The organism is Aeribacillus composti (genome assembly GCF_031760945.1).
GTDB lineage: Bacteria > Bacillota > Bacilli > Bacillales > Aeribacillaceae > Aeribacillus > Aeribacillus composti.
In genome coordinates this window covers 2,894,583-2,917,248 of record NZ_CP134501.1, presented here as the reverse complement: position 1 = coordinate 2,917,248, position 22,666 = coordinate 2,894,583, and the positions used below count along the sequence as shown (strand labels likewise).

13 protein-coding genes and 8 pseudogenes are annotated in these 22,666 nt (G+C 38.5%); 20 read left to right on the top strand and 1 reads right to left on the bottom strand.

Features of this window, described 5'->3' with window-relative positions; translation table 11 throughout:
• Window positions 1–24 precede the first annotated feature (24 nt).
• The 17 genes and pseudogenes from RI196_RS14200 (at window position 25) to RI196_RS14120 (ending at window position 18,083) form a co-directional block, all read left to right on the top strand.
• Window positions 25–7,029, top strand: a complete 7,005-nt coding sequence (locus tag RI196_RS14200) for a DNRLRE domain-containing protein (RefSeq protein ID WP_311066401.1) — start codon at window positions 25–27, stop codon at window positions 7,027–7,029.
• 24 nt (window positions 7,030–7,053) lie between these two features.
• Window positions 7,054–7,710, top strand: a complete 657-nt coding sequence (locus RI196_RS14195; RefSeq protein WP_094244652.1) for a hypothetical protein — start codon at window positions 7,054–7,056, stop codon at window positions 7,708–7,710.
• A 652-nt stretch (window positions 7,711–8,362) separates the two neighbouring features.
• A pseudogene (locus RI196_RS18820) lies at window positions 8,363–8,546 on the top strand (RHS repeat-associated core domain-containing protein); the annotation flags it as partial.
• Window positions 8,547–8,552: 6 nt separating this feature from the next.
• Entirely contained in the window at window positions 8,553–8,768 is a 216-nt protein-coding gene (locus tag RI196_RS18815; protein WP_499679164.1) for a hypothetical protein, read from the top strand.
• Between the two features lie 272 nt (window positions 8,769–9,040).
• Entirely contained in the window at window positions 9,041–9,397 is a 357-nt protein-coding gene (locus tag RI196_RS14185; RefSeq protein WP_063387349.1) for a YxiJ-like family protein, read from the top strand.
• A 74-nt stretch (window positions 9,398–9,471) separates the two neighbouring features.
• Window positions 9,472–9,657, top strand: a pseudogene (locus RI196_RS18810) (RHS repeat-associated core domain-containing protein); the annotation flags it as partial.
• Window positions 9,631–10,803, top strand: a complete 1,173-nt coding sequence (locus RI196_RS18805; protein WP_235600424.1) for a hypothetical protein — start codon at window positions 9,631–9,633, stop codon at window positions 10,801–10,803. The pseudogene RI196_RS18810 and the gene RI196_RS18805, both read left to right, overlap by 27 nt.
• A pseudogene (locus tag RI196_RS14170) lies at window positions 10,800–11,221 on the top strand (RHS repeat-associated core domain-containing protein); the annotation flags it as partial. The gene RI196_RS18805 and the pseudogene RI196_RS14170, both read left to right, overlap by 4 nt.
• A gap of 132 nt (window positions 11,222–11,353) precedes the next feature.
• A complete protein-coding gene (gene tnpA / locus RI196_RS14165) occupies window positions 11,354–11,674 on the top strand; it encodes an IS66 family insertion sequence element accessory protein TnpA (protein ID WP_311066156.1) in 321 nt (106 codons plus the stop codon).
• Window positions 11,668–12,024, top strand: coding sequence for an IS66 family insertion sequence element accessory protein TnpB (gene tnpB / locus RI196_RS14160; protein ID WP_003352857.1), 357 nt, complete (start codon window positions 11,668–11,670; stop codon window positions 12,022–12,024). The genes tnpA and tnpB overlap by 7 nt, the downstream gene beginning before the upstream one ends.
• A 61-nt stretch (window positions 12,025–12,085) precedes the next feature.
• Window positions 12,086–13,663 (top strand): IS66 family transposase, encoded by a 1,578-nt coding sequence (tnpC, locus tag RI196_RS14155; protein WP_094245431.1) that lies wholly within the window; start codon window positions 12,086–12,088, stop codon window positions 13,661–13,663.
• Between the two features lie 308 nt (window positions 13,664–13,971).
• Window positions 13,972–14,541 carry a hypothetical protein gene (locus RI196_RS14150; protein ID WP_311066400.1) on the top strand — a complete coding sequence of 190 codons (570 nt, stop codon included), beginning with the start codon at window positions 13,972–13,974 and terminating at the stop codon, window positions 14,539–14,541.
• Window positions 14,542–14,648: 107 nt separating this feature from the next.
• Window positions 14,649–15,606 (top strand): annotated as a pseudogene (locus RI196_RS14145) (RHS repeat-associated core domain-containing protein); the annotation flags it as partial.
• Window positions 15,607–15,846 (top strand): hypothetical protein, encoded by a 240-nt coding sequence (locus RI196_RS14140; RefSeq protein ID WP_044743717.1) that lies wholly within the window; start codon window positions 15,607–15,609, stop codon window positions 15,844–15,846.
• Window positions 15,847–15,940: 94 nt separating this feature from the next.
• Entirely contained in the window at window positions 15,941–16,558 is a 618-nt protein-coding gene (locus tag RI196_RS14135; protein WP_311066399.1) for a hypothetical protein, read from the top strand.
• A gap of 220 nt (window positions 16,559–16,778) precedes the next feature.
• Window positions 16,779–17,701: pseudogene (locus RI196_RS18610) on the top strand (polymorphic toxin type 8 domain-containing protein); the annotation flags it as partial.
• A gap of 4 nt (window positions 17,702–17,705) precedes the next feature.
• On the top strand, window positions 17,706–18,083 hold the full coding sequence (locus RI196_RS14120) for a DUF2750 domain-containing protein (RefSeq protein ID WP_311066398.1): 378 nt from the start codon (window positions 17,706–17,708) through the stop codon (window positions 18,081–18,083).
• A 401-nt stretch (window positions 18,084–18,484) separates the two neighbouring features.
• On the opposite strand, the pseudogene RI196_RS14115 reads toward RI196_RS14120, so the two are convergent.
• Window positions 18,485–18,635: pseudogene (locus RI196_RS14115) on the bottom strand (ISNCY family transposase); the annotation flags it as partial.
• A gap of 532 nt (window positions 18,636–19,167) precedes the next feature.
• On the opposite strand from RI196_RS14115, the pseudogene RI196_RS14110 reads away from it, so the two are divergent.
• The 3 genes and pseudogenes from RI196_RS14110 to RI196_RS18800 all read left to right on the top strand — a co-directional run.
• Window positions 19,168–20,142 (top strand): annotated as a pseudogene (locus tag RI196_RS14110) (RHS repeat domain-containing protein); the annotation flags it as partial.
• Window positions 20,143–20,161: 19 nt separating this feature from the next.
• Window positions 20,162–20,581 carry a YxiG family protein gene (locus RI196_RS14105; RefSeq protein ID WP_311066397.1) on the top strand — a complete coding sequence of 140 codons (420 nt, stop codon included), beginning with the start codon at window positions 20,162–20,164 and terminating at the stop codon, window positions 20,579–20,581.
• Between the two features lie 1,322 nt (window positions 20,582–21,903).
• Window positions 21,904–22,666, top strand: a pseudogene (locus tag RI196_RS18800) (RHS repeat domain-containing protein); the annotation flags it as partial.

Below are 22,666 nucleotides of genomic sequence, written 5' to 3'. Positions count from 1 at the left end.
AAATTATTGAAAAGGAGGAATTATATGAAAATTAGTCGTTTAAAAAAATGGTTGATATGGGCAATTGTGAATCTGTTATTTTTCTCATCCGTTCCTTTAGACGTTTTCGCAGAAACCATTCATTCTAAAGACAACAACTCTACTGAAAGTCATTTACCGTCAAAAGTCCCGACCCCTAAAATTAACCTTAAACGAGGGGAAATCATTGAGGAACGGACAGAGAATACAAAAGTTTTTTACAATGGTGATGGCACATTTACCAAAAAGATTTATTTTGAGCCGATCCATATAAGGAAAAAGAAGGGGAAGCCATTTGAGGAAATTTCTCCAAATCTAACAGAAAGCACCGATCAGTCGAATTCTGTCGAAACAGAGAATACTATTATCGAGACAAACTTTCATAAAAAAATGGTCAAAGGAGAATATGCCACTTTCCATTATAATGGACATTCAATTTCCTTTTCCATTTTAGAAGCAGCCGGCAATGGTGTACAGCCAATAAAGGCGAAGGATGTTTCTGCTATTTATAAGAAAAAAGATAATAAAATTTTTCACAAAAATATTTTTCCTTTTATAGATTTACAGAATATTACATTCAATCAAGCGACAAAAGAAGATTTAGTTCTTCACTCATTTACCGGTTATCATATATTTAAATTTTATTTGAAAACGGATTTAAAGGCTGAAGTCCAAAATGATGGTTCAATACTGTTTATGAATCAAGAAAAAGAAAAGGTTTTTGAACTGCCGAAGCCGTTTATGGTAGATTCCAATGTCGATGAATACTCTGGTGAAGTAGAGCGTTCAGAAGATGTAACATACGAATTGCAAAAAGAAGCGCAAGGATATGTTTTAACGATCAAAGCTGATCCTGAATGGTTGAAAGATCCTAAACGCGTATATCCAGTTTATATTGATCCAAGCACTTCAATAAATGTGTCAACGGATACATTTGTGATGAGTGCATATCCAACGACTAATTACAGTTCTTCATCCAGTAAATGGGATTCAGTACAAGGACAGTATGTTTTAAAAGTTGGTTATTATGATAACACAACCGGCACTTGCTATGCTTTCTTAAATCACAATCTATCAAGTATACAGAATATGAATATTACGAATGCCACTTTTAATGTTTATGTAACCCATTCATACTCCTCTACCACCAAAACGGGGTTATGGTTAGATGCTGTGAATGGTTCATGGTCAGCTAGTGCATTGAATTGGAATAATAAGCCCTCTTCAACTAATATTGGGAAAGTTGATGTGGCCAGAGATCAATGGGCGGAATTTAATGTAACGAATACAGTTAAAGAATGGGCTTCTGGCAAGAAGCAACAGTATGGTTTCAAACTTCATACGAATGGAAATGGAAAAACCTATTGGAAAAAAGTCGTTTCTTCTACGAATAGTAATTATAAACCGTATTTGTCGGTGACGTATACGATCCCTGCTCCCCAAACTCCTAAAGGAACAGTTTTTAGCAATGGAGACGGCACAGGATATGTGAATGTATCATGGGATCCGGTTCCTGGGGCAAAGGGCTATAAAGTATGGATATATAACGGTAAATCATACGAAGCCTTTGAGGTAGGCAATGTTACCTCTTGGAGCACTAATGGAAAGAAAATTTGGCCGACTTCTTCTGAAATTAACGCCGGAAAATACGACCTGCACCAAGATCAGAAAGGAACGGAGCTGGCTGTCGATCCTTCCCCAGTCTATCGAAATTCAGGAGGAAGTTATCCGAATAACAAGAACTACTGGTTCCGAGTAAGCGCGATTTTTCCCCAAGGCGAAAGCGCCATGTCTGGAGCCTTTATGCCAACCATTCCTAATTTGAAGAAACCATCTGCACCAACGGGGGTTAGTTATACCAATGGCAACGGAACAGGATATATCGATTTCAAATGGAAACCGGTGAGCGGAGCGACGGGGTATAAAATTTGGCTTTTTAACGGTTCAAACTATGAATCGCTTGATGTCGGGAACGTCACTTCTTGGACAACGAAAAACAAAAAATATTGGCCAACTGCTGCAGAAATAAATACTGGCCGCTATAAACTCCATTTACATGATGGTCTTGGCGCAGAATTGGCCGTTGATCCTTCCCCAGTCTATGAAAATGCAGGAACAAAATATGCAACGGCGACCAACTACTGGATTCGTGTCAGTGCCTATAACGCTCAAGGGGAAACCGTCTACTCGGATGCGTATAAGCCGAGCATTTCGGATTTACCTGTGCCGTCAGCTCCTTCTGGATTTGCTTACGCCAACCAATTAGGAAGCAAATCCGGTTATGTTATGCTGGATTGGAAAAAAATTCCCGGTGCAACAGGCTACAAAGTGTGGATATTTAACGGCCAGTACTATGAAGCATTTGATGTAGGAGATGTGGACCATTGGACGACCCAAAATAAAGGAATCTGGCCTACTTCAGAGGAAATCCAAAAAGGGGCTTCCGGATCTTTAACGCTGCATCATGATGGAAAGGGAATGGAGCTTCCGAAGGATCCTTCCCCATTATATGCAAAAATGGGGACAAATTACGCGACAAGCACCAATTACTGGTTTAGACTCAGTGCATACGATGCAGATGGGGAAACAATATATTCCAATCAGGCGTTGACGGTAAAAATTCCGGAGGGGAATGAGTATTTAGGAAAGGAGGAATACTGGTCCATCATTGATGTTCCTTATGCAAGCGTGAATGCCGCTACCGGTAACCTCATCGTCGACGAAGATGATGTATCGATTTCTGGAAGAGGACCGGGGCTAGGAATGACAAGAACTTACAATAGTCTATCTACTTTGGATGGATTATTTGGAAAAGGATGGCAGAGTGATGCGGAAATAAGCATCATTGCTCAGGGTAAAGAAGCGAGATTTACAGATGAAGATGGTACGCTCCATATATTCACGAAGCTATCCGATGGTACGTATAAAGCTCCGACAGGTGTTTATTTGGAATTAAGCGAAACAGCCGATGAATATATATTGACCGACAAAGATCAAACGAAAATTCACTTCCGAAAAAGCGACGGAAAGTTAACCAAAATGGTCGACGGTCATGGAAATACAACGACTTATAGTTATGCGAATGGAAAGCTTGTGTCCATTATTGATGCATCAGGAAGAAAACTGACTATGGAGTATAACGCAAGTGGCAAAATTCAAAAAATTACCGATCCACTAAACCGTTCGATCACGTTTGAGTATCAGAATGGTTTGTTAACAAAAGTCACCAAGGCGGGCAAAGAAACCACGAGATACGAATATAATGAACATGGCCGTCTAGAGAAAGTATATGAACCGACGCATACAGAAGCTAAAGCTGTTGTCAATCAATTCATTTACAATGGAGACAGGATCAGTCAAGTAATAGATCCCGAGAACCGCATTTATAAGTTGAATTATGATCAAACGAAACGGCAGCTCGTCGTGATCCAGCCGAATGGCCGCAAAATTCAGTATACCTTTAATGAAGCAGCGAACCCCATTCAAATAATCGAAGATGCAGGCGGGTTAAACATTACGACAAGCTACGTGTATGAGGGAAATAATCTAGTAGAATCACGGGATCCGAATGATCAAAATGCTGTAAAACCTACTGAAACATATACGTATGATGCAAACGGGAATGTGTTAACGGTGAAAGATCAGTACGGTACAGAAACATACAAGTATAACAAAAATAATGATGTCATCTCAGAGACAGATACGGAAGGTGATACCACTACGATTGCCTACGATGGCTTAAATCCTGTATCCGAAACTGATCAATCCGGAAAAACATCTTCTATAGCAAAATACGATACCTATGGGAATATTATTGAAGAAAGCAATACATTAGGCAGTGCAGCGAACTTACTCTCAAATAGCGGCTTCGAACAGGGAATCACAGCTTGGAATCTTCTTCGTTCTAACGATTCCGGACAATTGTTTGAAGACACGAATCGTCATCATCGGTCGCTTGGAAGAAAAACTTTAAAAATCGTCACTGCCTCAAGTTCGCCTGGAACGGAACTTGGCTATGTGGCGGCTACCCAAGAAATTGCCGTGAAACCGAACACGACGTATACGTTAAGCGGGAAGATCAAAACGAATTTGACGAAGGCCAATGCGTTCTTTAATATCGAATTTTTAGACAGTCAAAATCGCCGGATTTCTTGGGCTGACAATCGCTACAGCCAACTAACCGGTACGAGACCATGGACAGAACGGCAAGTGACGTTTACTACTCCACCGAGTGTCGTCAAAATTCGCGTGTATTTAGAGGTCGATCATAAGTCTCCAGATGCTTCCGGAGAAGCCTGGTTTGATAGCATCCAATTGGAAGAGGCACAGGTTTCTTCGAGTTATAACCCAGTTATCAATAGCAGTTTTGAAGGGGCCATTGCGAATTGGAACGGAACAGGAGGAAGTGTGGATTCTACGCAATCCTTTGACGGAGGATCCTCTTTAAAATTTTTAAGAACAAGCACCACGCAATCGGCCGGCGAATATAAACAGACGGTGATTGTTGGCCAAACATCAAATGATACACCGCTTCGTTTGACACTCACAGGTCTTTCGAAAGCGCAGGATGTCAAAGCAAACGGTACGGTGAGCCCGAGCGACTATTCCATAACGGCTAAAGCGTATTTTACAGACGGCGCAACTCAAACGTATACTGCAGACTTTCCGATCGGAACCCAAGAATGGAACCGTGCCGCCGTTTCCATCAATCCTTCGAAGCCCATCGATAAAATCGATGTATCCGTTGTGTTTCGAGGCAATTACACGGGAACAGTGTGGTTTGACGCGATCCGTTTGATGGAAGGAAACGTCGTGACGAAAAATAAGTATGATTCTAGCGGAAATTATGTTATTCAAGAAACTGATGAAGCCGGATATGTTACGAAAAAGAATTATGATGCCGTTGGTAATATATTGAGCGAGTTCGATGAGAAAGGAAACAAGAAAGAATACACGTATGATTTATCGAATCGCTTAAAACAGCTGCTGTTAGCGAACGGCACTTCCGTCAATTATGATTATGACGCGAACGGAAATATGACATCAAAAGTCATTCGGACAAGCGGCGGCCGGTCGCAAACCTTTACCTACTCGTATGATGCAGCTGATAAACTCATTAAAACTGTTGGTCCGCTCAAAGATACGACGACGAATGAATATGATGCAAATGGAAATAAAACTAAAACAGTCCTTCCGAAGGGAAACACGATTCAATGGTCTTATGACGGAACGGAAAGAGTCAAAACAATTTCCTACAATAACGTCCCATATTACGAATTCAGCTACGATAAAAATGGAAACGAACTTTCCGTCCAATATCTAAAAGACGGCACGACGAAGACAAGAAAATTTGATTCGGCGAACCGTGTTATCGAACAATCCGATCGCGGTGGGCTGCAAAAATGGCAATATCCAACGACATCGGATAAATTGCAGCAGTTTATGTTTTCCCACGGCTCCTTTAGCCAAACAGTGAATTTTCAATATAATGCCTTGGACCAAAATACAATTGTGACAGACGGGACGTATACGTACCGCTTTGACTACGACGAGAAAGGAAACATCCGCACCTTCACGACAGGAAACGGAGCCGGTTCAACCTTTATATATGATGATCGTGGCCTCGTCGAAAACGTATCGGTTGGTACAGCGGACGGAAAAGAAATACTGTCCGAAACGTACCGTTATGATGAAAACGGCAATCGGACGAAAGTGGAATTCCCAACAGGAAAAGCAATCGATTACCGTTATGATGAGCTGGATCAATTAGTGGAAGAAGAGCTTCCAGATGGAACGAAGATCGAGTATACGTATGATGGATTCGGCAACCGGACGAAAGTCGTGAAAACAAAGGGTGGGCAGTCGACGACGACAAATGCCGATTATAACGAGGCCAATCAGCTTATTCGGTTTGGCAGTGAAACGATCACGTACGATGCCAACGGCAATCGATTGGAAGACGGCCAGTATCGATATGAATGGAACGAAGCGGACCAATTGGTTTCGATTACAAGAAAAGGCGAAAGCACTCCGTTTGTCACCTACAAATACGATGAAGACGGCCGGCGCATTCAAAAGAAAGTAAATGGGGTTGTGACCAACTACCATTATCAAGGCGACAGCCTCAACGTTCTGTATGAAACCGATGCAAGCGGAAATGTGGTAAGATCGTATATATACGGAGAAAACGGCCAGCTGTTGGCGATGAAAAAGGGCAATGCCACCTACTTCTATCACTACAACGCGCATGGCGATGTCATTGCTTTGACGGATGCGCAAGGAAACATTGCCGCGCGCTATCAATACGATACGTGGGGGAATATTCTTTCCCAATCCGGCTCCTTGGCCGACGAAAACCCATACCGATATGCGGGATACCAATATGACCGAGAAACGGGTCTATACTACCTGATCGCCCGTTACTACCATCCAACTCATGGCGTGTTCCTATCCCTAGATCCGGATCCGGGGGATGCGGACGATATCCTCACACAAAACGGATATACGTACGCGAACAACAACCCAGTCATGTTGGTCGATCCGGATGGGCATTGGGTATGGCTGGCCATCAATGCAGGGTTTGCGGTTTATGACGGGTATAAGGCATATAAGTCAGGAAAAGGATGGAAAGGTGTCGCAACAGCAGCGACGTTTGGATTTATTGGTGGGGGACGGATTAAAGCTGCTAGTAAAATTGTTAAAGCTATACATGGTAATAGCCGATCCTCCAAGAGGATTCATCATGGATATGAAATTTATAAAATAGTCAAAGGTAAAAAACACGTAGTAAAAGTAGGAATTAGTGGTGCTAAGTTGAATAAAAATGGTACATCCCCTAGGGCTAACCGTCAGATCAATAAGTGGAATAAAAAGGTAGGATACCAAAGATATTATGCACGAATTGTTAAGAGAAATATTTATGGAAGAGAGAATGCCCTAAAGTGGGAAAGAGGAAGAGCTTATGCAGTGAGAAAGGCTGGGGGCAACATGTATCTTCACGTCAGACCTTAACTGCATAAAAAAAGGAGGAAAGCTATGTTACTAAAAACATTTCTGTTATTAGGCGAAGAAGGGATAACTGATGTTAAAAAAAGCTTTTCCTTTCAAACTAGATGCATGACCAAATTGTATGAAAGAGTCTTTGATAAAAAATATAAAACTGTTGATTGTAGGCAATTAAATTTCCATTGTGGTAATTATCCCGAAATAAAACTATTAGAATGTTTTGATGGTTTCTGTCAAGTTTTAGTACCATATAATGTTGAAGAATTTCTCAAGTATCCAGATAACAAGAAGAAAGTAGAAATTTTAGAACTGTTAAAAAATAGCCTCGATTTCGTTATTAGGGAGAAAAATTGGGATCCTGATCCTTTTCAAGAAGCTTATGAGAGAGTAAAGGAGTTAAACTATATTAATGAATTTATATGGGATAAACCAAAATTTAGTCCAAATAGAAAATATAAAGCTGAGGTAATTTGCAATCACGATCTATATGATTTTACACTAAAGATAGTGATTAAAGATAGAAATGGTAAAGTATTGCATGAAAAAGAAATAGTATCAACTGAACCGGATGAACTTATTTATGATAGGTTTTTAGGTCATTTACAGTGGATAAGCGATGATGAGATAGCCCTTTACGAGAAATATTCAAAGCGATATGTCTCTGTAAAATTATCAGAAGTATTATAAAGAGTATTTTATGGATATAGTTAAGTAATATTTCACACTTGGGCAGTTAGAAATTTTTTAGAAGGACATAATTCGTCCTTCTGATTTTTTACTCTTAGGAAAAAGGCAATGCGACATACTTTTGAATAAAGATAGAAGGAAGTGAAGAGATAGAAGATGAATCTTGAACAATTAATAGGGCTTCTAAGGATAGGCCATGAAAAAAATAGAATTCACTTATAAGGGCGAACGTTATTCAATCACTGATACTCAAAGAGGCATTTGTCGTACACAGTACTATGATTTACAACATCAAGTATATAAAAATTTAGAGCATCTTATAAATAAGCACTAATCGGTAAAGAAAAATTAAAAGATATTATTTCTGAAATTCAAGTGATTAATATTTTTTAATTATCTAAAAAGATAAAGGATATTGTAATAATTACTATGTTGAGTGTTCGAAATTTATAATGATTTCTTTATAATACGTAGACAATTAAATTTTTATTAAAAAATAGAGAGACTTAAGCTAATGGATAAAAAACCGCCAAAATGATTATTGTATAAGTAAGTATAAATGATGGCTGCCTATGTTGTGATTGGACATTTCGGGCAGCCGTTTTCCTAAAGGAAGAGTTTGTGTAAAATAATTCCCGCTTGTTAATCAACTGGTACCTCATATGACAACGAAACGGGTCTATACTACCTGATTGCCCGATACTATCACCCAGAGCATGGCGTGTTCCTATCTTTAGATCCCGGACCCGGGGGATGACGATGACATCCTCACACAGAACGGCTATACGTACGCGAACAACAACCCGGTGATGCTGGTCGATCCGGATGGGCATTTTTTCTGATTGGCGGTTAACGCCGGATTTGCGGCGTATGATGGGTATAAGGCATTTAAAAAAGGCGGTTGGAAAGCGGCGGCGATTGCAGTAGGCGTAGGGCTTGTTGGTGGTGCTGCATTTAAGGCATTTCGAGCAGCACAAGCAGCAAAGGGTCTCGCACGGTTTTGGTATAAAGGTACCTTTAAAAATAGTATAGAATCGCTAGCATATCATCATAACTAACATGTCGTTAGAAAGGGACGCTCCTATAGTCCAGAAAGATACACAAAACTAGCGAGAGCATTCTATCGTTCAAATAAACATTTGCGAGAAGAAGTGACACTATCTACAGGCAAAAAAGGATATAGAATTAAGAAAGGAAAGGTTGGAGGTTATTATACCAAAAGAGGGAAAATAGTGACATTTTGGCATAACGGTTGGAAACTCAAGAAAAAGTAGAAATATGAATATTATCATTTTTAACATAGTTAAAGAGAGAAAGAGGTGAACAATTTATGAAGGTTAATCACGATGTAATATTAGAACTTGAAAAAATGAGTATATTATTAAACAATGATTTTCCCTCAGAAGATATAGAAAGAATTGAAAATACCATTTTTAAAGATAATGATAAATACTGTTTGACAGGGGACTTTGACAGCTTTTGTTCATTAATAAGTGGAAGTTTAAGTTATGTCCTTGCTCATAAAAAGATACCTAGGTATCAAAGAAAATTGTTGTATAAAGATTTTTTTGCTTTGTATCCTTATTACGAACCTTTAAGGAAATATTTAAACAAATTCCCCCATTTTTCCGAAGAATTACAAGTTCACGAAAGGGTTCGGGAATTACTTTTAGAAGTATTACGCTAACCAGAGAAAAGTAGCTGCCTAAATTCAGCTATTTCTCTCTGTTTAACGTGTCCGTTTTCTTGACATAACACCATTATTACCTAATCGCCCGTTATTACCATCCAGAGCATGGCGTGTTCCTTTCCTTGGATCCAGACCCAGGGGATGCAGATGACATTCTCACGCAGAACGGATATACGTATGCGAACAACAATCCGGTGATGTTGGTCGATCCGGATGGGCATTGGGTGTGGATGGCAGTAGGAGCGTTAATCGGAGGAGTATCGTCGTATAAGTCTGCAAAAAGTAGAGGTCTCAAAGGTTGGAAGTTGTGGGGTTCTGTTGCAATAGGAGCTGGTTTAGGTGCTATCGGTGGAATAGGTTCAGGTGCTTACCGTGCAGCTAAGGTTGCAAGAAATATTTACAATATTACTAAAGATATTTTGGGACACACACTTAGAGTGTGTCCCTCTTTAATAGTTTTAGGGGTGAAAAATATGAATCAATATGAGGAGACGGTTAGAAATTTAGTTAATAATTTTAATGAGCATAATATAGATATAGTTGCTCAAGATTTAGCTAAGATGGGAAGGGACATAATTACTATCTTACAAAAATACTTTTATAAAGTAGATCCTAATGGCAAGATTGGAATATTAGAAACATTGAAATTATTAAATGACAGTAGTGTAATCCCTTTTCTGAAAGCTATTCTTGAAAATGAGACAGAGATATTTTTTGTTAAAGCTTATGCAGAAAGTGTATTGGATTTTTTAGAGGGTAAAGAAACTCAATTAAAAAGAAAAATTCACAATTTATCTAAAAAAAGTGGCACGGATTTAATCGCAGATATAGCTATGATAGGAACAATTGGCGATTACAATGCTATAAGAGAATTAGACAAAATCAAGACGAATAACAAAGAGGTACTGGAACAAATCAAGGTAGCAAAATTACAAATAATATGTGGACTAGAAGAAATAATTAAGGAGTACAGAAAACCAGATTCCAGTTATTCTCATAAAGCATTAGCAGAGGCTATTTATCATTCATTTGATCATCCAGAAGCATCAAAAGTTATAATAGAAGATCTCTTTAGTGAGGAATTTGAGCGTGTTTTTAGTGCCGTTACTCTACTTGCTTTCACGGAAAAATTTCCTAAGGACAAAGTTACTAGAGATGTAGTAAATAAGTTCTTTGAAATTTTAACGGGTGATTTTAATACAACACTAAAGAATCATGCCATTCTTGCAATAGGTAGATATGGAAATACTGATGATGCATCAAGACTTGAAAGAATTGTTGAGGAAAAAAAGTATTTAACAAAAAGGAAATTTTGGAAATGGTTAAGTGAAAGTGCACTGTTAGATGATATCAACATCACAATAAAGAAATTGAACGAAAGAAATAGACGATTCACACTCTAAATGAGCAACAAGAAAACATCGTGGCCCGTTACCAATACGATGCGTGGAGGAACCTTCTTTCCCAATCCGGCTCCTTGGCGAAAACCCATATCGCTATGCAGGATACCAATATGACAACGAAACGGGTCTATACTACCTGATCGCCCGATACTATCACCCAGAGCATGGCGTGCTCCTATCCCTAGATCCAGATCCGGGGGATGCGGACGATATCCTCACACAGAACGGCTATACGTATGCGAACAACAATCCAGTGATGTTGGTGGATCCGGATGGGCATTTTATGTGGATGGCGATTAATGCGGGATTTGCGGTGTATGAAGGATATAAAGCGTATAAAACCGGAAGAGGATGGAAATACGTAGCTAAAAAAGCGGCCTTAGGTGCGATTGGTGGAGGAAAATTAAAACTTGTCAGACATACAGGGAAAAGCCTTAAATTTGTGTGGCTTCTTGGTAAAAATGATGTAAGCGTCAAATCTTGCACACCTTCTTGGTGTGCTAATTTCATGAGATAATCTCCTCAAGATGAAATTGAAGGAGGTTTTTTTATGCCTAAGAATCCTGAATTACGAAAGGTTTGGGAACAACGAATCGCTGACTATCGTAAAAGCGGTCAAACTCAAGTAAACTGGTGCAAGGAAAATCAATGGAATATTCACCAGTTTAAATACTGGTTAAGAAAAATTGAAAATCCAATAAAAAATCAAGGAAAGTCTACAAAATGGGCATCCGTTACCCTAGAAGATCATTCACAAACAGTTGAAAATTCATTACGGATTGAAATTAGTGGGATTTCAATTGAAGTAAAACCTGGTTTCGATCCGGCCTTTCTTTCAGAAGTGGTTAGGACGTTGAAATCAACATGTTAGTTGGTACAAGAGCTGAACGAGTTTACTTGGCAAAAGGAAGTACTGATTTGAGAAAATCCATTGATGGATTAGCTGCTTTGGTGAAAGAGGGATTTGATTTAGATCCCTTTTCATCAAGCTATTTTGTGTTCTGTAATCGAAAGCGAGATAAATTAAAAATTCTTCACTGGGACTATAATGGTTTTTGGCTTTATTATCGTCGATTGGAAAAAGGAAAATTTCAATGGCCAAATGAAAATGACACTGGAACGATACAAATTAGTTATCGGCAATTACGCTGGTTATTGGATGGTCTTGCAATGGAGCAAAAGAAAGCACACCCAGAAGTAAAGGCTAGAACAGTTATATGAATTTTTTACTTTTAACAAAAACCTTGGAGGAAAATAGCTAAAACCGTCGAATTATTACTACATGATGAAAAATTTAAAGAATCCTAACCAAAACCCATTTGAATTAATTGAAAAACTTCAACAGCAAATCGTTGAATTGACGGCGAAATTACAATGGTATGAAGAACAGTATCGTCTTAGTCAAAAACGAAAATTTGGCTCTTCAAGCGAAAAAACAAATCCTAATCAATTAGAACTACCTTTATTCAATGAAGCAGAGGTAGAGTCTAATGTAAAAGCCGAAGAGCCAACTGTTGAAACAATTACATATCGTCGTAAAAAGAAACGTGGTCAACGTCAAGCTACGTTTGAAAACCTGCCTATGGAAACGATTGAATATCGTTTACCCGAAGAAGAGCAGGTCTGTTCGTGTTGCGGTGAAAAAACACACGAAATGAGCACAGAAGTACGACAAGAATTAGTGATTATTCCGGCTCAAGTCAAAGTTTTAAAACACGTTCGATATGTCTATGGATGCCGTCATTGTGAGCGTAATGAAATAGAGACACCAATCGTTACAGCACCTGCCCCAAAATCTGTGTATCCAAAAAGTTTAGCTTCACCGTCAAGCATGGCATATATTATGAATCAAAAATATGTAGAGGGGCTACCTCTATATCGCCAAGAACAACAGTTCAAACGATTAGGTGTGATCTTATCCAGGCAAACCATGGCCAATTGGATGCTTTATGGTGCCGAAAAATGGCTTGCGCCAATTTATCAACGAATGAAAGAGCATCTCCTCTCTAAAGACATTCTACATGCGGATGAAACAACTGTTCAGGTTTTACATGAACCTGGAAGGTCAAGCACATCGAAATCTTACATGTGGCTTTATCGGACTGGAAGAGAGGATCCACCACTTGTCCTTTATGACTATCAGGAAACTAGAGCAGGAGAACATGCCAAAGAATTCCTAAAAGGGTTTAAAGGATACCTGCATGTCGATGGATATGCAGGATACCATAAGGTATCCGGCGTAACATTAGTTGGATGTTGGGCTCATGCCCGCAGAAAGTTCGATGAGGCTTTAAACGTACTTCCTGAATCCAAACGTCATTCAGCAGTCACAGCTCGGGAAGGACTCAATTTCTGTAATCAGCTATTTGCCATCGAGCGTGATTTGAAAGAATGTACACCAGAAGAACGATATAAAAAACGACTTAAACACAGCCAACCATTGTTGGAGGCTTTTTCAGCATGGCTAAAAACAGAGAAAAGCAATGTTTTACCAAAGAGTCTATTAGGTCAAGCCATTACATACTGCCTCAACCAATGGGAAAAACTCGTGGCATTTTTAGAGGATGGACGTTTAGAAATCGATAATAATCGAAGTGAACGATCCATTAAACCATTTGTGATCGGAAGGAAGAACTGGATTTTTAGCAATACTCCGAAAGGAGCTAAGGCCAGCTCAATCATTTACAGTATTGTGGAGACAGCAAAAGAGAATAAATTAAATCCATTTTATTATCTTCGCTACTTATTTGAAAGGCTTCCCAATATGGATATAAGCAATATGGATGAGCTTGATCAACTACTTCCTTGGTCCAAAACAATTCCTTTGAATTGTCGGGTTTTTAATAACTTATCACAATAATAGTATTTAATCCCTATCATTAAAAGGTGGGGATTATTTTACGCTTACAAAATGATAAAAAACATCGGACTAGGATTAATACCGATTTGCCCGGTGGTAAAGCTGTAGCTAAAAGTATATTTAGGCACTTAACGAAAGGGAAAAAAGTCATTCAAAAAAGAGATGGAAATTCTGTGAGAAGGTATACCCCTGACAATAAATATCAAATTCGATATAAAAAGCGAAAAGACGGAATATGGAAGATTAATCTAGATTTAAAACGCGGCGGAGTTTATGAGGATATACATTTTTAAAAAGGAGGGGTTCAATTGTCATCGGTACCACATTACCTTATTCCGATCCAAACAAAGCTTGATGATTTACGTAGTATTTCTCAATCACAACATATAAGAGTATTCATAAGTTCTTCAGATTTGGATCCTGATTATCGGGAAGCTTTTAGCTGCATGCAAGTCGTATTACAGGTGAATCATCATGAATTTTATGTAGTGACGGCGGAACAAACGGAAATCGCTTATAAAGCGGAGATTGACCATCTTTTAATTGTAAAGGAAAAAGAAATGCCAAAATTACAATCGTTTAATCCTAAAGAGAAACTAGAGTTTATTCAAATAAAAGAAATGCAATCTCAAAATGGATTTCAGCTTATTACTTTTTTAGAGGATGCATACTATTGTAAAACGAACTCTAATGAGCTAGATTTTACTTTTGAGGCAGGGACAGCCCTTATGTTAGCCAATAATGATGAAAAACTTTTAATTAGCCTTGGAAATACTCCGTATGTGCTCCTTACGACCTCAAACATCGAAGATATTGATAAGATTTTATTAAAAAGGGAGTTAAAACCTTATACATTAGTGATGAAGCCTATCATTTAAAAAGAGGAAGCGATCTTTTTGCTAAACTCGATGATAAAATCGTAAGGAGGGCTTCCAAGTGTTTCTCGGTCAGAGGTTATCCCAGTGTTTCGGGGGGATAACCTCTTTTTGTTATATCAAAATACGACGAAGACGGCCGCCGCATTCAAAAGAAAGTAAATGGGGTTGTGACCAACTACCACTACCAAGGCGACAGCCTCAACGTTCTGTATGAAACCGATGCGAGCGGAAATGTGGTAAGATCGTATGTAATACGGAGAAAACGGCCAGCTCTTGGCGATGAAAAAAGGTAGTGCCACCTACTTTTACCACTATAACGCCCATGGCGATGTCATTGCTTTGACGGATGCGCAAGGAAACATTGCCGCGCGCTATCAATACGATACGTGGGGGAATATTCTTTCCCAATCCGGCTCCTTGGCCGACGAAAACCCATACCGATATGCGGGATACCAATATGACCGAGAAACGGGTCTATACTACCTGATTGCCCGATACTACCACCCAGAGCATGGCGTGTTCTTGTCCATGGACCCTGATCCAGGAGATTCGGACGATATCCTTACACAGAACGGCTATACGTATGCGAGCAACAATCCGGTGATGCTGGTGGATCCGGATGGGCATTTTGTGTGGATAGCGATTAATGCGGGATTTGCGGCGTATGATGGGTATAAGGCCTTTAAAAAAGGCGGTTGGAAAGCGGCGGCGATTGCAGTAGGCGTAGGGATTGTTGGTGGTGCGGCGTTTAAAGGTGCCAAAATTGCGTATAGGGTGTATAAAGCTAGACGGGCTCTAAATTTTGCTAAAGTTACTAGAAAGGCTGTAGCTGGAAAAATAACAGGATATACTAAACATGGTTTAGCACAGGCTATGCAAAGAGATGGTGGTAGAGGAGTGGCTCCTAAAGCTATTCTAGATGCAACTAGAAACCCAAAGAAAGTGGTTCAACAGTCAGGAGGAAGAACGAAATATGTGGGTAAGAATGCGGTTGTAGTTCTAAATAAGAACGGAAAAATAATTACTACTTACGCAAAGGGCTCAAAAGGTATAAGGAGGAAGTAAATGTTAAAGCTAAGCGCAGATATGTTACTTTTATTAAGAGAATGCTTGGAATCCCGTAGACCCGACCTTCTGTGGGTTTTAAATAATGAAATTAATATAAATGAAACTTTAGGTAACGAATTGAGAGATATTGTAAATGAAGAGTTTTTGGAAAAAGGATTAAATAATGATGATGAACCAAATGAGCTGGGGATAAAATTAGAGAGATTAATAGACGAAATTGGAAGGTGTTTTATGTAAGTATGTCTGTTTAAAAGGTGAAATTTCTCAGATTTACGATTTATAGTCCCAATGGTAAAAAAGATACTTTAAAAATAAGGTTAGGAGCGAAATAATGGAATATAAAAATAAATTTATTGATAATATGAGGGAATTTGAGAATCTCAAAAATCTTATAAATACAATTTTTATTTCTAATAGTTCTTTACCAAACCAAGTATTTCATAAAGAGTTTACAAATTACTTGTTTAAAGAATTTGATTTCACTATGACAGACGAATTCTGGAGTGAAATCAGGGAATTAGCTAATAAAACAAATGATGATTTTATCATAATGGCTGTACTTGATCCTGATCCAATAACCTATTATTTTAAAGAGTTCGGTTATTTTAATTGGGTTAAGTTAGAAATAAGTATTACCCCTGATCAATACTTGGATATTTTGAATTTCAGTCCAGAAGATAGTCCAGCCGACTCCATATTTGTTAATTCCTATACTGTAGTATGGGCTTCTCCTTCAATGAAGTGGGGAATATGGGCAGAAAGAGAAAAAGAGGTTTGCGTTATTGCATTCAGTGAAAAAATGTATAAGGACTCCTTAAATCCGATATTCAATAATTGGAGACCAATTGATAATGAGGTTACTGATTGGATTGGCCTTAATTATAAAAACTTCACTATTCCAAAAGACGTTAAAGACAAACTATTTTTAAATTATAAAAGTGGTTATTAAGTATTGTGAAAAGAGTTATTATAGAGTTATTATCTTAATATTGCCTTAAGAGAATTATTCTCTTAAGGCTTTTTACATGGGCGGAGTACCGGATAAACCGATTGTTACAACCAAAAAACATTATCACCGAAACCCCTGCAATGATAATTTTTTGAGTTATCTTGTACGCACAAAATAAGTCTGAAAAAGATCCCTATGTTTAACTATACACAACTGAAAAATCACTAACTATCACCATTACCAAGTCGACAGCCTCAATGTCTTGTATGAAACCGATGCGAGCGGAACGGTGGTACAATCGTATGTATACGGAGAAAACGGCCAGCTCTTGGCGATGAAAAAGGCAATGCGACATACTTTTACCACTATAACGCCCATGGCGATGTCATCGCTTTAACAGATGCCCAAGGAAACATTGGCGCGCGCTATCAATACGATGCGTGGGGGAACCTTCTTTCCCAATCGGGGGATGTGGCAGCGGAAAACCCATATCGCTATGCAGGATATCAATATGACAACGAAACAGGTCTATACTACCTGATCGCCCGATACTATCACCCAGAGCATGGCGTGTTCTTATCGTTAGATCCAGATCCAGGAGATTCGGACGATATCCTCACACAGAACGGCTATACGTATGCGAGCAACAATCCAGTGATGCTGGTCGATCCGGATGGGCATTGGGTATGGCTGGCCATCAATGCAGGGTTTGCGGTTTATGACGGGTATAAGGCCTTTAAAAAAGGCGGTTGGAAAGCGGCGGCGATTGCAGTAGGCGTAGGGCTTGTTGGTGGTGCTGCGTTTAAAGGTGCCAAAATTGCGTATAGGGTGTATAAAGTTAGACGGGCTGGAAGGTTGGATTTACAGTTTTTTGCTAGTGGTAGAAGAGGTAAACAAGCACGTTTAAGAGAATTAGCAAATGATGATAAATTATCATCAGCTTTACGTGGTGAAATTCGACGTGATATTAATGAGATTAAAAGGGGGAAAAGAAGAACTATAAGAGTGCCAAAGGGATATGAGTTAGCTCATAGACGTGGATATGAGGCAAGAAAAGGATACGGGTACGAACACAGTGATATACAAACAATAAGAAATCATAGAACTCAGCACAAGTATGATCGCTATGGAAGAAGGAGGTAAAAACATGATAAATGAAAAAGAATTTTACTCTGTTCTTAACTTACCAGCTAACAAAAGGTATGAATACTTTATAAAAAAAGTGGTCGATTGGGGAGAGGTATGGGGACTCTACGAAGACGGTTGGGCAATGACTGAGGATGATAATGGCAATCTACTAATTCCTTTTTGGCCTAAAAGAGAATTTGCTCAATATTGTGCCGCCAAAGAATGGGAAGGATATACTCCTGAACCAATTGAACTCGATGAGTTTATGAATGAATGGCTTCCTAGGATAAAAGAAGATGGATATAGACCATCGATTTTTTGGAATGGTTATGATTCCGCAGTAATGGAAGTTGAAGTTTTGTTAGGAGATTTAGAAGGTGAATTAGAAAATTATTAGACTTTTGATAGCAACGTTATCTATAGTAAAATTTTGGGGTAAAAGAGCGGCAGTTCAGTAACTGCCGCTCTTTTTGTAAATTCATTTTTAGAACCTCCCTCTATAAACTTTAATTTTCTTCAGATTTCTTACGTTTTTTTTAAATTTTGCAGAACACATGATAGCTTTGCCACCTCATATAAATAAATATTACTTGAATTTATACAATATATTTACATGTTAAGACCTATCCTACGGAACATATTTACAATATCTATAATACTGCGTATGACCGTGCTAAAAGTCTCCACACTTCTCATGGTCGCTCACCCTCCCATGTATCACTAGATGATGGTCCACACATTCCTTCGTCCTGCGTATCCATGAGGTGGAGGTTGAATATGCTCGATGGTGTTGCAAAACTAGAGTAAAAACTCGAAATTATGCATAAGAATGCAACATAACACATGCAGTAAATATCGATGAAATCCATATCATGGGGGGGCTCCATCCCATTACTCTTTACTCGTTAAATACCCGTTCAATCTCCCGTCGAAGCCCAAACAGCCACAGCCATTGGCTGTTTTTAGCAAAGAAAAAATACAGAGTTTTGCAAAGAAAAGTGCAGAGAATTGCAACTTGACATGAAGCCTCTGTGGGCGTGATTAAAAAGCCAGAAAGCCAGCAATATCAAGGGCTGGCTTCGCCTAACAAGGCTATCACGCCCACCACTCCATGTAAAGTTGGCATAAGCCAAATTCTCTGCAAAGCTCTGCATTTTTATTTTGCAATAAACATTTTAGAAGAAGACTATTATTTTAACTCTAGTGGACTAGTTTTCACTTTTGAAGCATGTTAGCCAAATCATGATGAGAAACTTTTCATCAGCCTTGGAAATACTCCGTATATGCTCCCTACGACCTCAAACATCGAGGATATTCATAAGATTTTATTAAAAGAGAGTTAAAACCTTATAAATTAGAGATGAATCCTAGCATTTAAAAAAAGAGAAAGCGATCTTTTGGCTACACTCGATGATTCAATCGCAAGAACGGCATTAAAGTGTTTCTTGGTCAGAGGTTATACCGGAATTTCGGGTATAATCTCTTTTTGTTATAAAGAAGACGGCCGGCGCATTCAAAAGAAAGTAAATGGGGTTGTGACCAACTACCATTATCAAGGCGACAGCCTCAACGTTCTGTATGAAACCGATGCAAGCGGAAATGTGGTAAGATCGTATATATACGGAGAAAACGGCCAGCTGTTGGCGATGAAAAAGGGCAATGCCACCTACTTCTACCACTACAACGCGCATGGCGATGTCATTGCTTTGACGGATGCGCAAGGAAACATTGCCGCGCGCTATCAATACGATGCGTGGGGGAACCTTCTTTCCCAATCCGGTGGGATGGCAGAAGAAAACCCGTATCGCTACGCGGGATACCAATATGACGAAGAGACGGGACTCTACTACTTGATCGCCCGATACTACCATCCAACTCATGGCGTGTTCTTGTCCATGGACCCTGATCCGGGAGATTCGGACGATATCTTGACGCAGAACGGCTATACGTATGCGAGCAACAATCCAGTGATGCTGGTCGATCCGGATGGGCATTTTGTGTGGATGGCTATCAATGCGGGATTTGCGGCGTATGATGGGTATAAGGCATTTAAAAAAGGCGGTTGGAAGGCTGCGGCGATTGCCGTTGGTGTGGGATTGGTTGGCGGTGCTGCGTTTAAAGGTGCCAAAATTGCGTATAGGGCATATAAAGCAGGTAAATTTTCAAGAACTTATAGGCTAGCGAAAAAAGTTGCAAAAAAACATGGAGGTACTTTGGAAAGAGCTAAGGGCAATGGATGGAAAGTATCTATTCCTGATGGAAAGCACTCCTATCGGGTTAGAGTGATGAATGCTGGCTCTGGTAATAGAAAGAAAGCATATTATCGAATAAGTCATTCCAAATATGGTTCATTCGATAGGTATGGCAACAAAAGTAGTGATAGGCTACACACACATATTAATCTTTCAAGGAAATCTTATAAAGAAATAAGCCGTATTTTAAATAAAAAATATTAGAACAGAAAGAAGGAGTAATATGGGGAACGTTGATATACAGAAAATACTTGATAAGCTATGGGGCGCTGAAATTTTAGATACACAAGTAGACTTACTAAATGACATTATAAAATTTAAGATTAAGATTACGGATGATAAGGTTGTAAAATTTCATGAAATAGCTTTTATTGATGTTTCTTCATTTTACTTTGTTAAGGATAGTGAGGAATTTAGATTTAATTTTTATGATAGGGAAAAAGTGGATTTTTTAGAGTTAACCTCCATCCATTATCAAAACGAACCTTTAGGTGAACTACATTTTTGCTTACCAAATGAGGAGGAATGGAGTAAACAATATCATTCTAAAGTAAATATTATAATAGAAATTTGGGATTCAATTTTGTTGATTGAGACAAGAAAAATTTCTCTAGATGGAAAAATAATAAATATAAAAAAATAATTTATTATTTGATTTTGAATTGAGGATGGCTATTTTGTTAGAAGAGCACGAAAAATTTTTTGTTGTATTCTACAAGAGTTAATCATTACTTCAACTTCAGATGGTATTGACAGAATTTTATTAGTAAGAAATTAAAACCTTAAACATGAGAGTGAAATTTATCGTTTAAAAGGGGGAATCACCCCCTTTTTTTATAGTTAAGTTTTTGAGGATTATTTATAAACATCGTTTAGCCTAATTTTAGCTAGATTAACCTTTGAAGACATAGGTTCGTTTAAACAGTCTTTAGTTACAATGAACAACAACTATACTTATGACGGATTTAATTAGTTGAAAGAAAGTTGCGAAAACAAAGGATGGACAATCGACGACGACAAATGCCGATTATAACGGGCCAATCAGCTTATTCGGTTTGGCAGCGAAACGATGAGGTACGATGCCAACTGCAACCGAAAAAAATAAAGGTAAATAAAGGAATTCACAATCGTAAAAAACATTACGGAAATGGTACTAGAAAGAGTGTAAGAGATGCAGTTTTAAAGAGATAATTATACTTGTCAGTATTGTGGTAGAAAAGGGGGTAAACAAGAGGTCGATCATAATCCATCATTCATTATTATAAGAAAGGGTATGCCATGTCTAGAAAAGCACGTATAAAATATGCCAATAATCCAAAATATCTAAAAACTGCTTGTCAAAGATGTAATCGTAGTAAACAGGAAAGATATTATCCTGATGAATGGAGGCCATGATAATGAACGACTATGAAATACTTTTTTAAAAATATGTAAAAGAATTAAAAGAGACAATTGAAGAAGAAAAGGAATTTTTAGATCCGAATCTTGACAAAGAGAGATATGAATACGAATTAAGTATTAGCGGAAGAGTAATTGCCGTATTTAGGAAATATTGGTTTGAGTGTGACAAGTTAAACGATAATGAGGAAAATGAATACTATGTAAATCCAAAAGATTTTTGTGTTGATTGGTTGTCAGGTGAACATGAGGAGCTATTTAGAATTATTGAAAAAATGCCATTTTATCCAATAGGAATAGACGAACATGGAAATTATGTTTAAAAAACAGCTGTAATATGGGCTATCTCATGATTTATGAGATAGTCTTTTTATTTATTATTGTGAAAAAAATGAATAGAAAACAAAGAAAAAATTTAGGTATATAGGTTGTAATAAAGAATTTCCGATCTCCATGTCCCGTCTTTATCACCTGACAAGCTGGCACGGTGACAAGAAGAGCGAACAATGCCATGTAAAACAAAATTGCAACTTATATAGTTTCTCATCACAAAAAAGTACTTCCATGTATTTTTACCACTATAACGCCCATGGCGATGTCATTGCTTTGACGGATGCGCAAGGAAACATTCCGCGCGCTATCAATACGATGCGTGGGGGAACCTTCTTTCCCAATCCGGCTCCTTGGCCGACGAAAACCCATACCGATATGCGGGATACCAATATGACCGAGAAACGGGTCTATACTACCTGATTGCCCGATACTATCACCCAGAGCGTGGCGTGTTTTTATCCATGGACCCTGATCCAGGAGATTCGATGATATCCTCACGCAAAACGGGTATAGTGCGAACAACAATCCGGTGATGTTGGTCGATCCGGATGGGCATTTTGTGTGGATGGCTATCAATGCAGGGTTTGCGGTTTATGACGGGTATAAGGCGTACAAGTCAGGAAAAGGATGGAAAGGTGTCGCAACTGCTGCAGCTATTGGTTTTGTTGGTGGAGGAAGACTCAAAGCGGCAAAACACTCTGTTTATGTCTTAAAGAAAGGAAATGTAGTAAAATATGTCGGAAGAACTAAAAATATTAAGAAGAGAAGATATGTCCATAGTAAAAACCATTCTAATTTAGATTTTGAAGAAGTTGCTAGCAATCTGTCCTGGGGACAAGCGCGTGGATTAGAACACCGCCTATATTTGAAACACGGTGGAAAAAGTAAGCTTAGAAACAAGATAAGACCTATTAGTAAAAGAAATAAAAAGTATAGAAAATATATGAGCGAATCTAGAAGGATTTATAAAGAAGTAATAAGAAGATATGGTTGGTGA

What these genes read in the sequence shown, in the direction of transcription:
- RI196_RS14200 (WP_311066401.1), top strand. Translation starts at nt 25, where the DNA reads ATGAAAATTAGTCGTTTAAAAAAATGGTTGATATGGGCAATTGTGAAT.
- RI196_RS14195 (WP_094244652.1), top strand. Translation starts at nt 7,054, where the DNA reads ATGTTACTAAAAACATTTCTGTTATTAGGCGAAGAAGGGATAACTGAT.
- RI196_RS14185 (WP_063387349.1), top strand. Translation starts at nt 9,041, where the DNA reads ATGAAGGTTAATCACGATGTAATATTAGAACTTGAAAAAATGAGTATA.
- RI196_RS18805 (WP_235600424.1), top strand. Translation starts at nt 9,631, where the DNA reads ATGGCAGTAGGAGCGTTAATCGGAGGAGTATCGTCGTATAAGTCTGCA.
- tnpA (WP_311066156.1), top strand. Translation starts at nt 11,354, where the DNA reads ATGCCTAAGAATCCTGAATTACGAAAGGTTTGGGAACAACGAATCGCT.
- tnpB (WP_003352857.1), top strand. Translation starts at nt 11,668, where the DNA reads ATGTTAGTTGGTACAAGAGCTGAACGAGTTTACTTGGCAAAAGGAAGT.
- tnpC (WP_094245431.1), top strand. Translation starts at nt 12,086, where the DNA reads ATGATGAAAAATTTAAAGAATCCTAACCAAAACCCATTTGAATTAATT.
- RI196_RS14140 (WP_044743717.1), top strand. Translation starts at nt 15,607, where the DNA reads ATGTTAAAGCTAAGCGCAGATATGTTACTTTTATTAAGAGAATGCTTG.
- RI196_RS14135 (WP_311066399.1), top strand. Translation starts at nt 15,941, where the DNA reads ATGGAATATAAAAATAAATTTATTGATAATATGAGGGAATTTGAGAAT.
- RI196_RS14120 (WP_311066398.1), top strand. Translation starts at nt 17,706, where the DNA reads ATGATAAATGAAAAAGAATTTTACTCTGTTCTTAACTTACCAGCTAAC.
- RI196_RS14105 (WP_311066397.1), top strand. Translation starts at nt 20,162, where the DNA reads ATGGGGAACGTTGATATACAGAAAATACTTGATAAGCTATGGGGCGCT.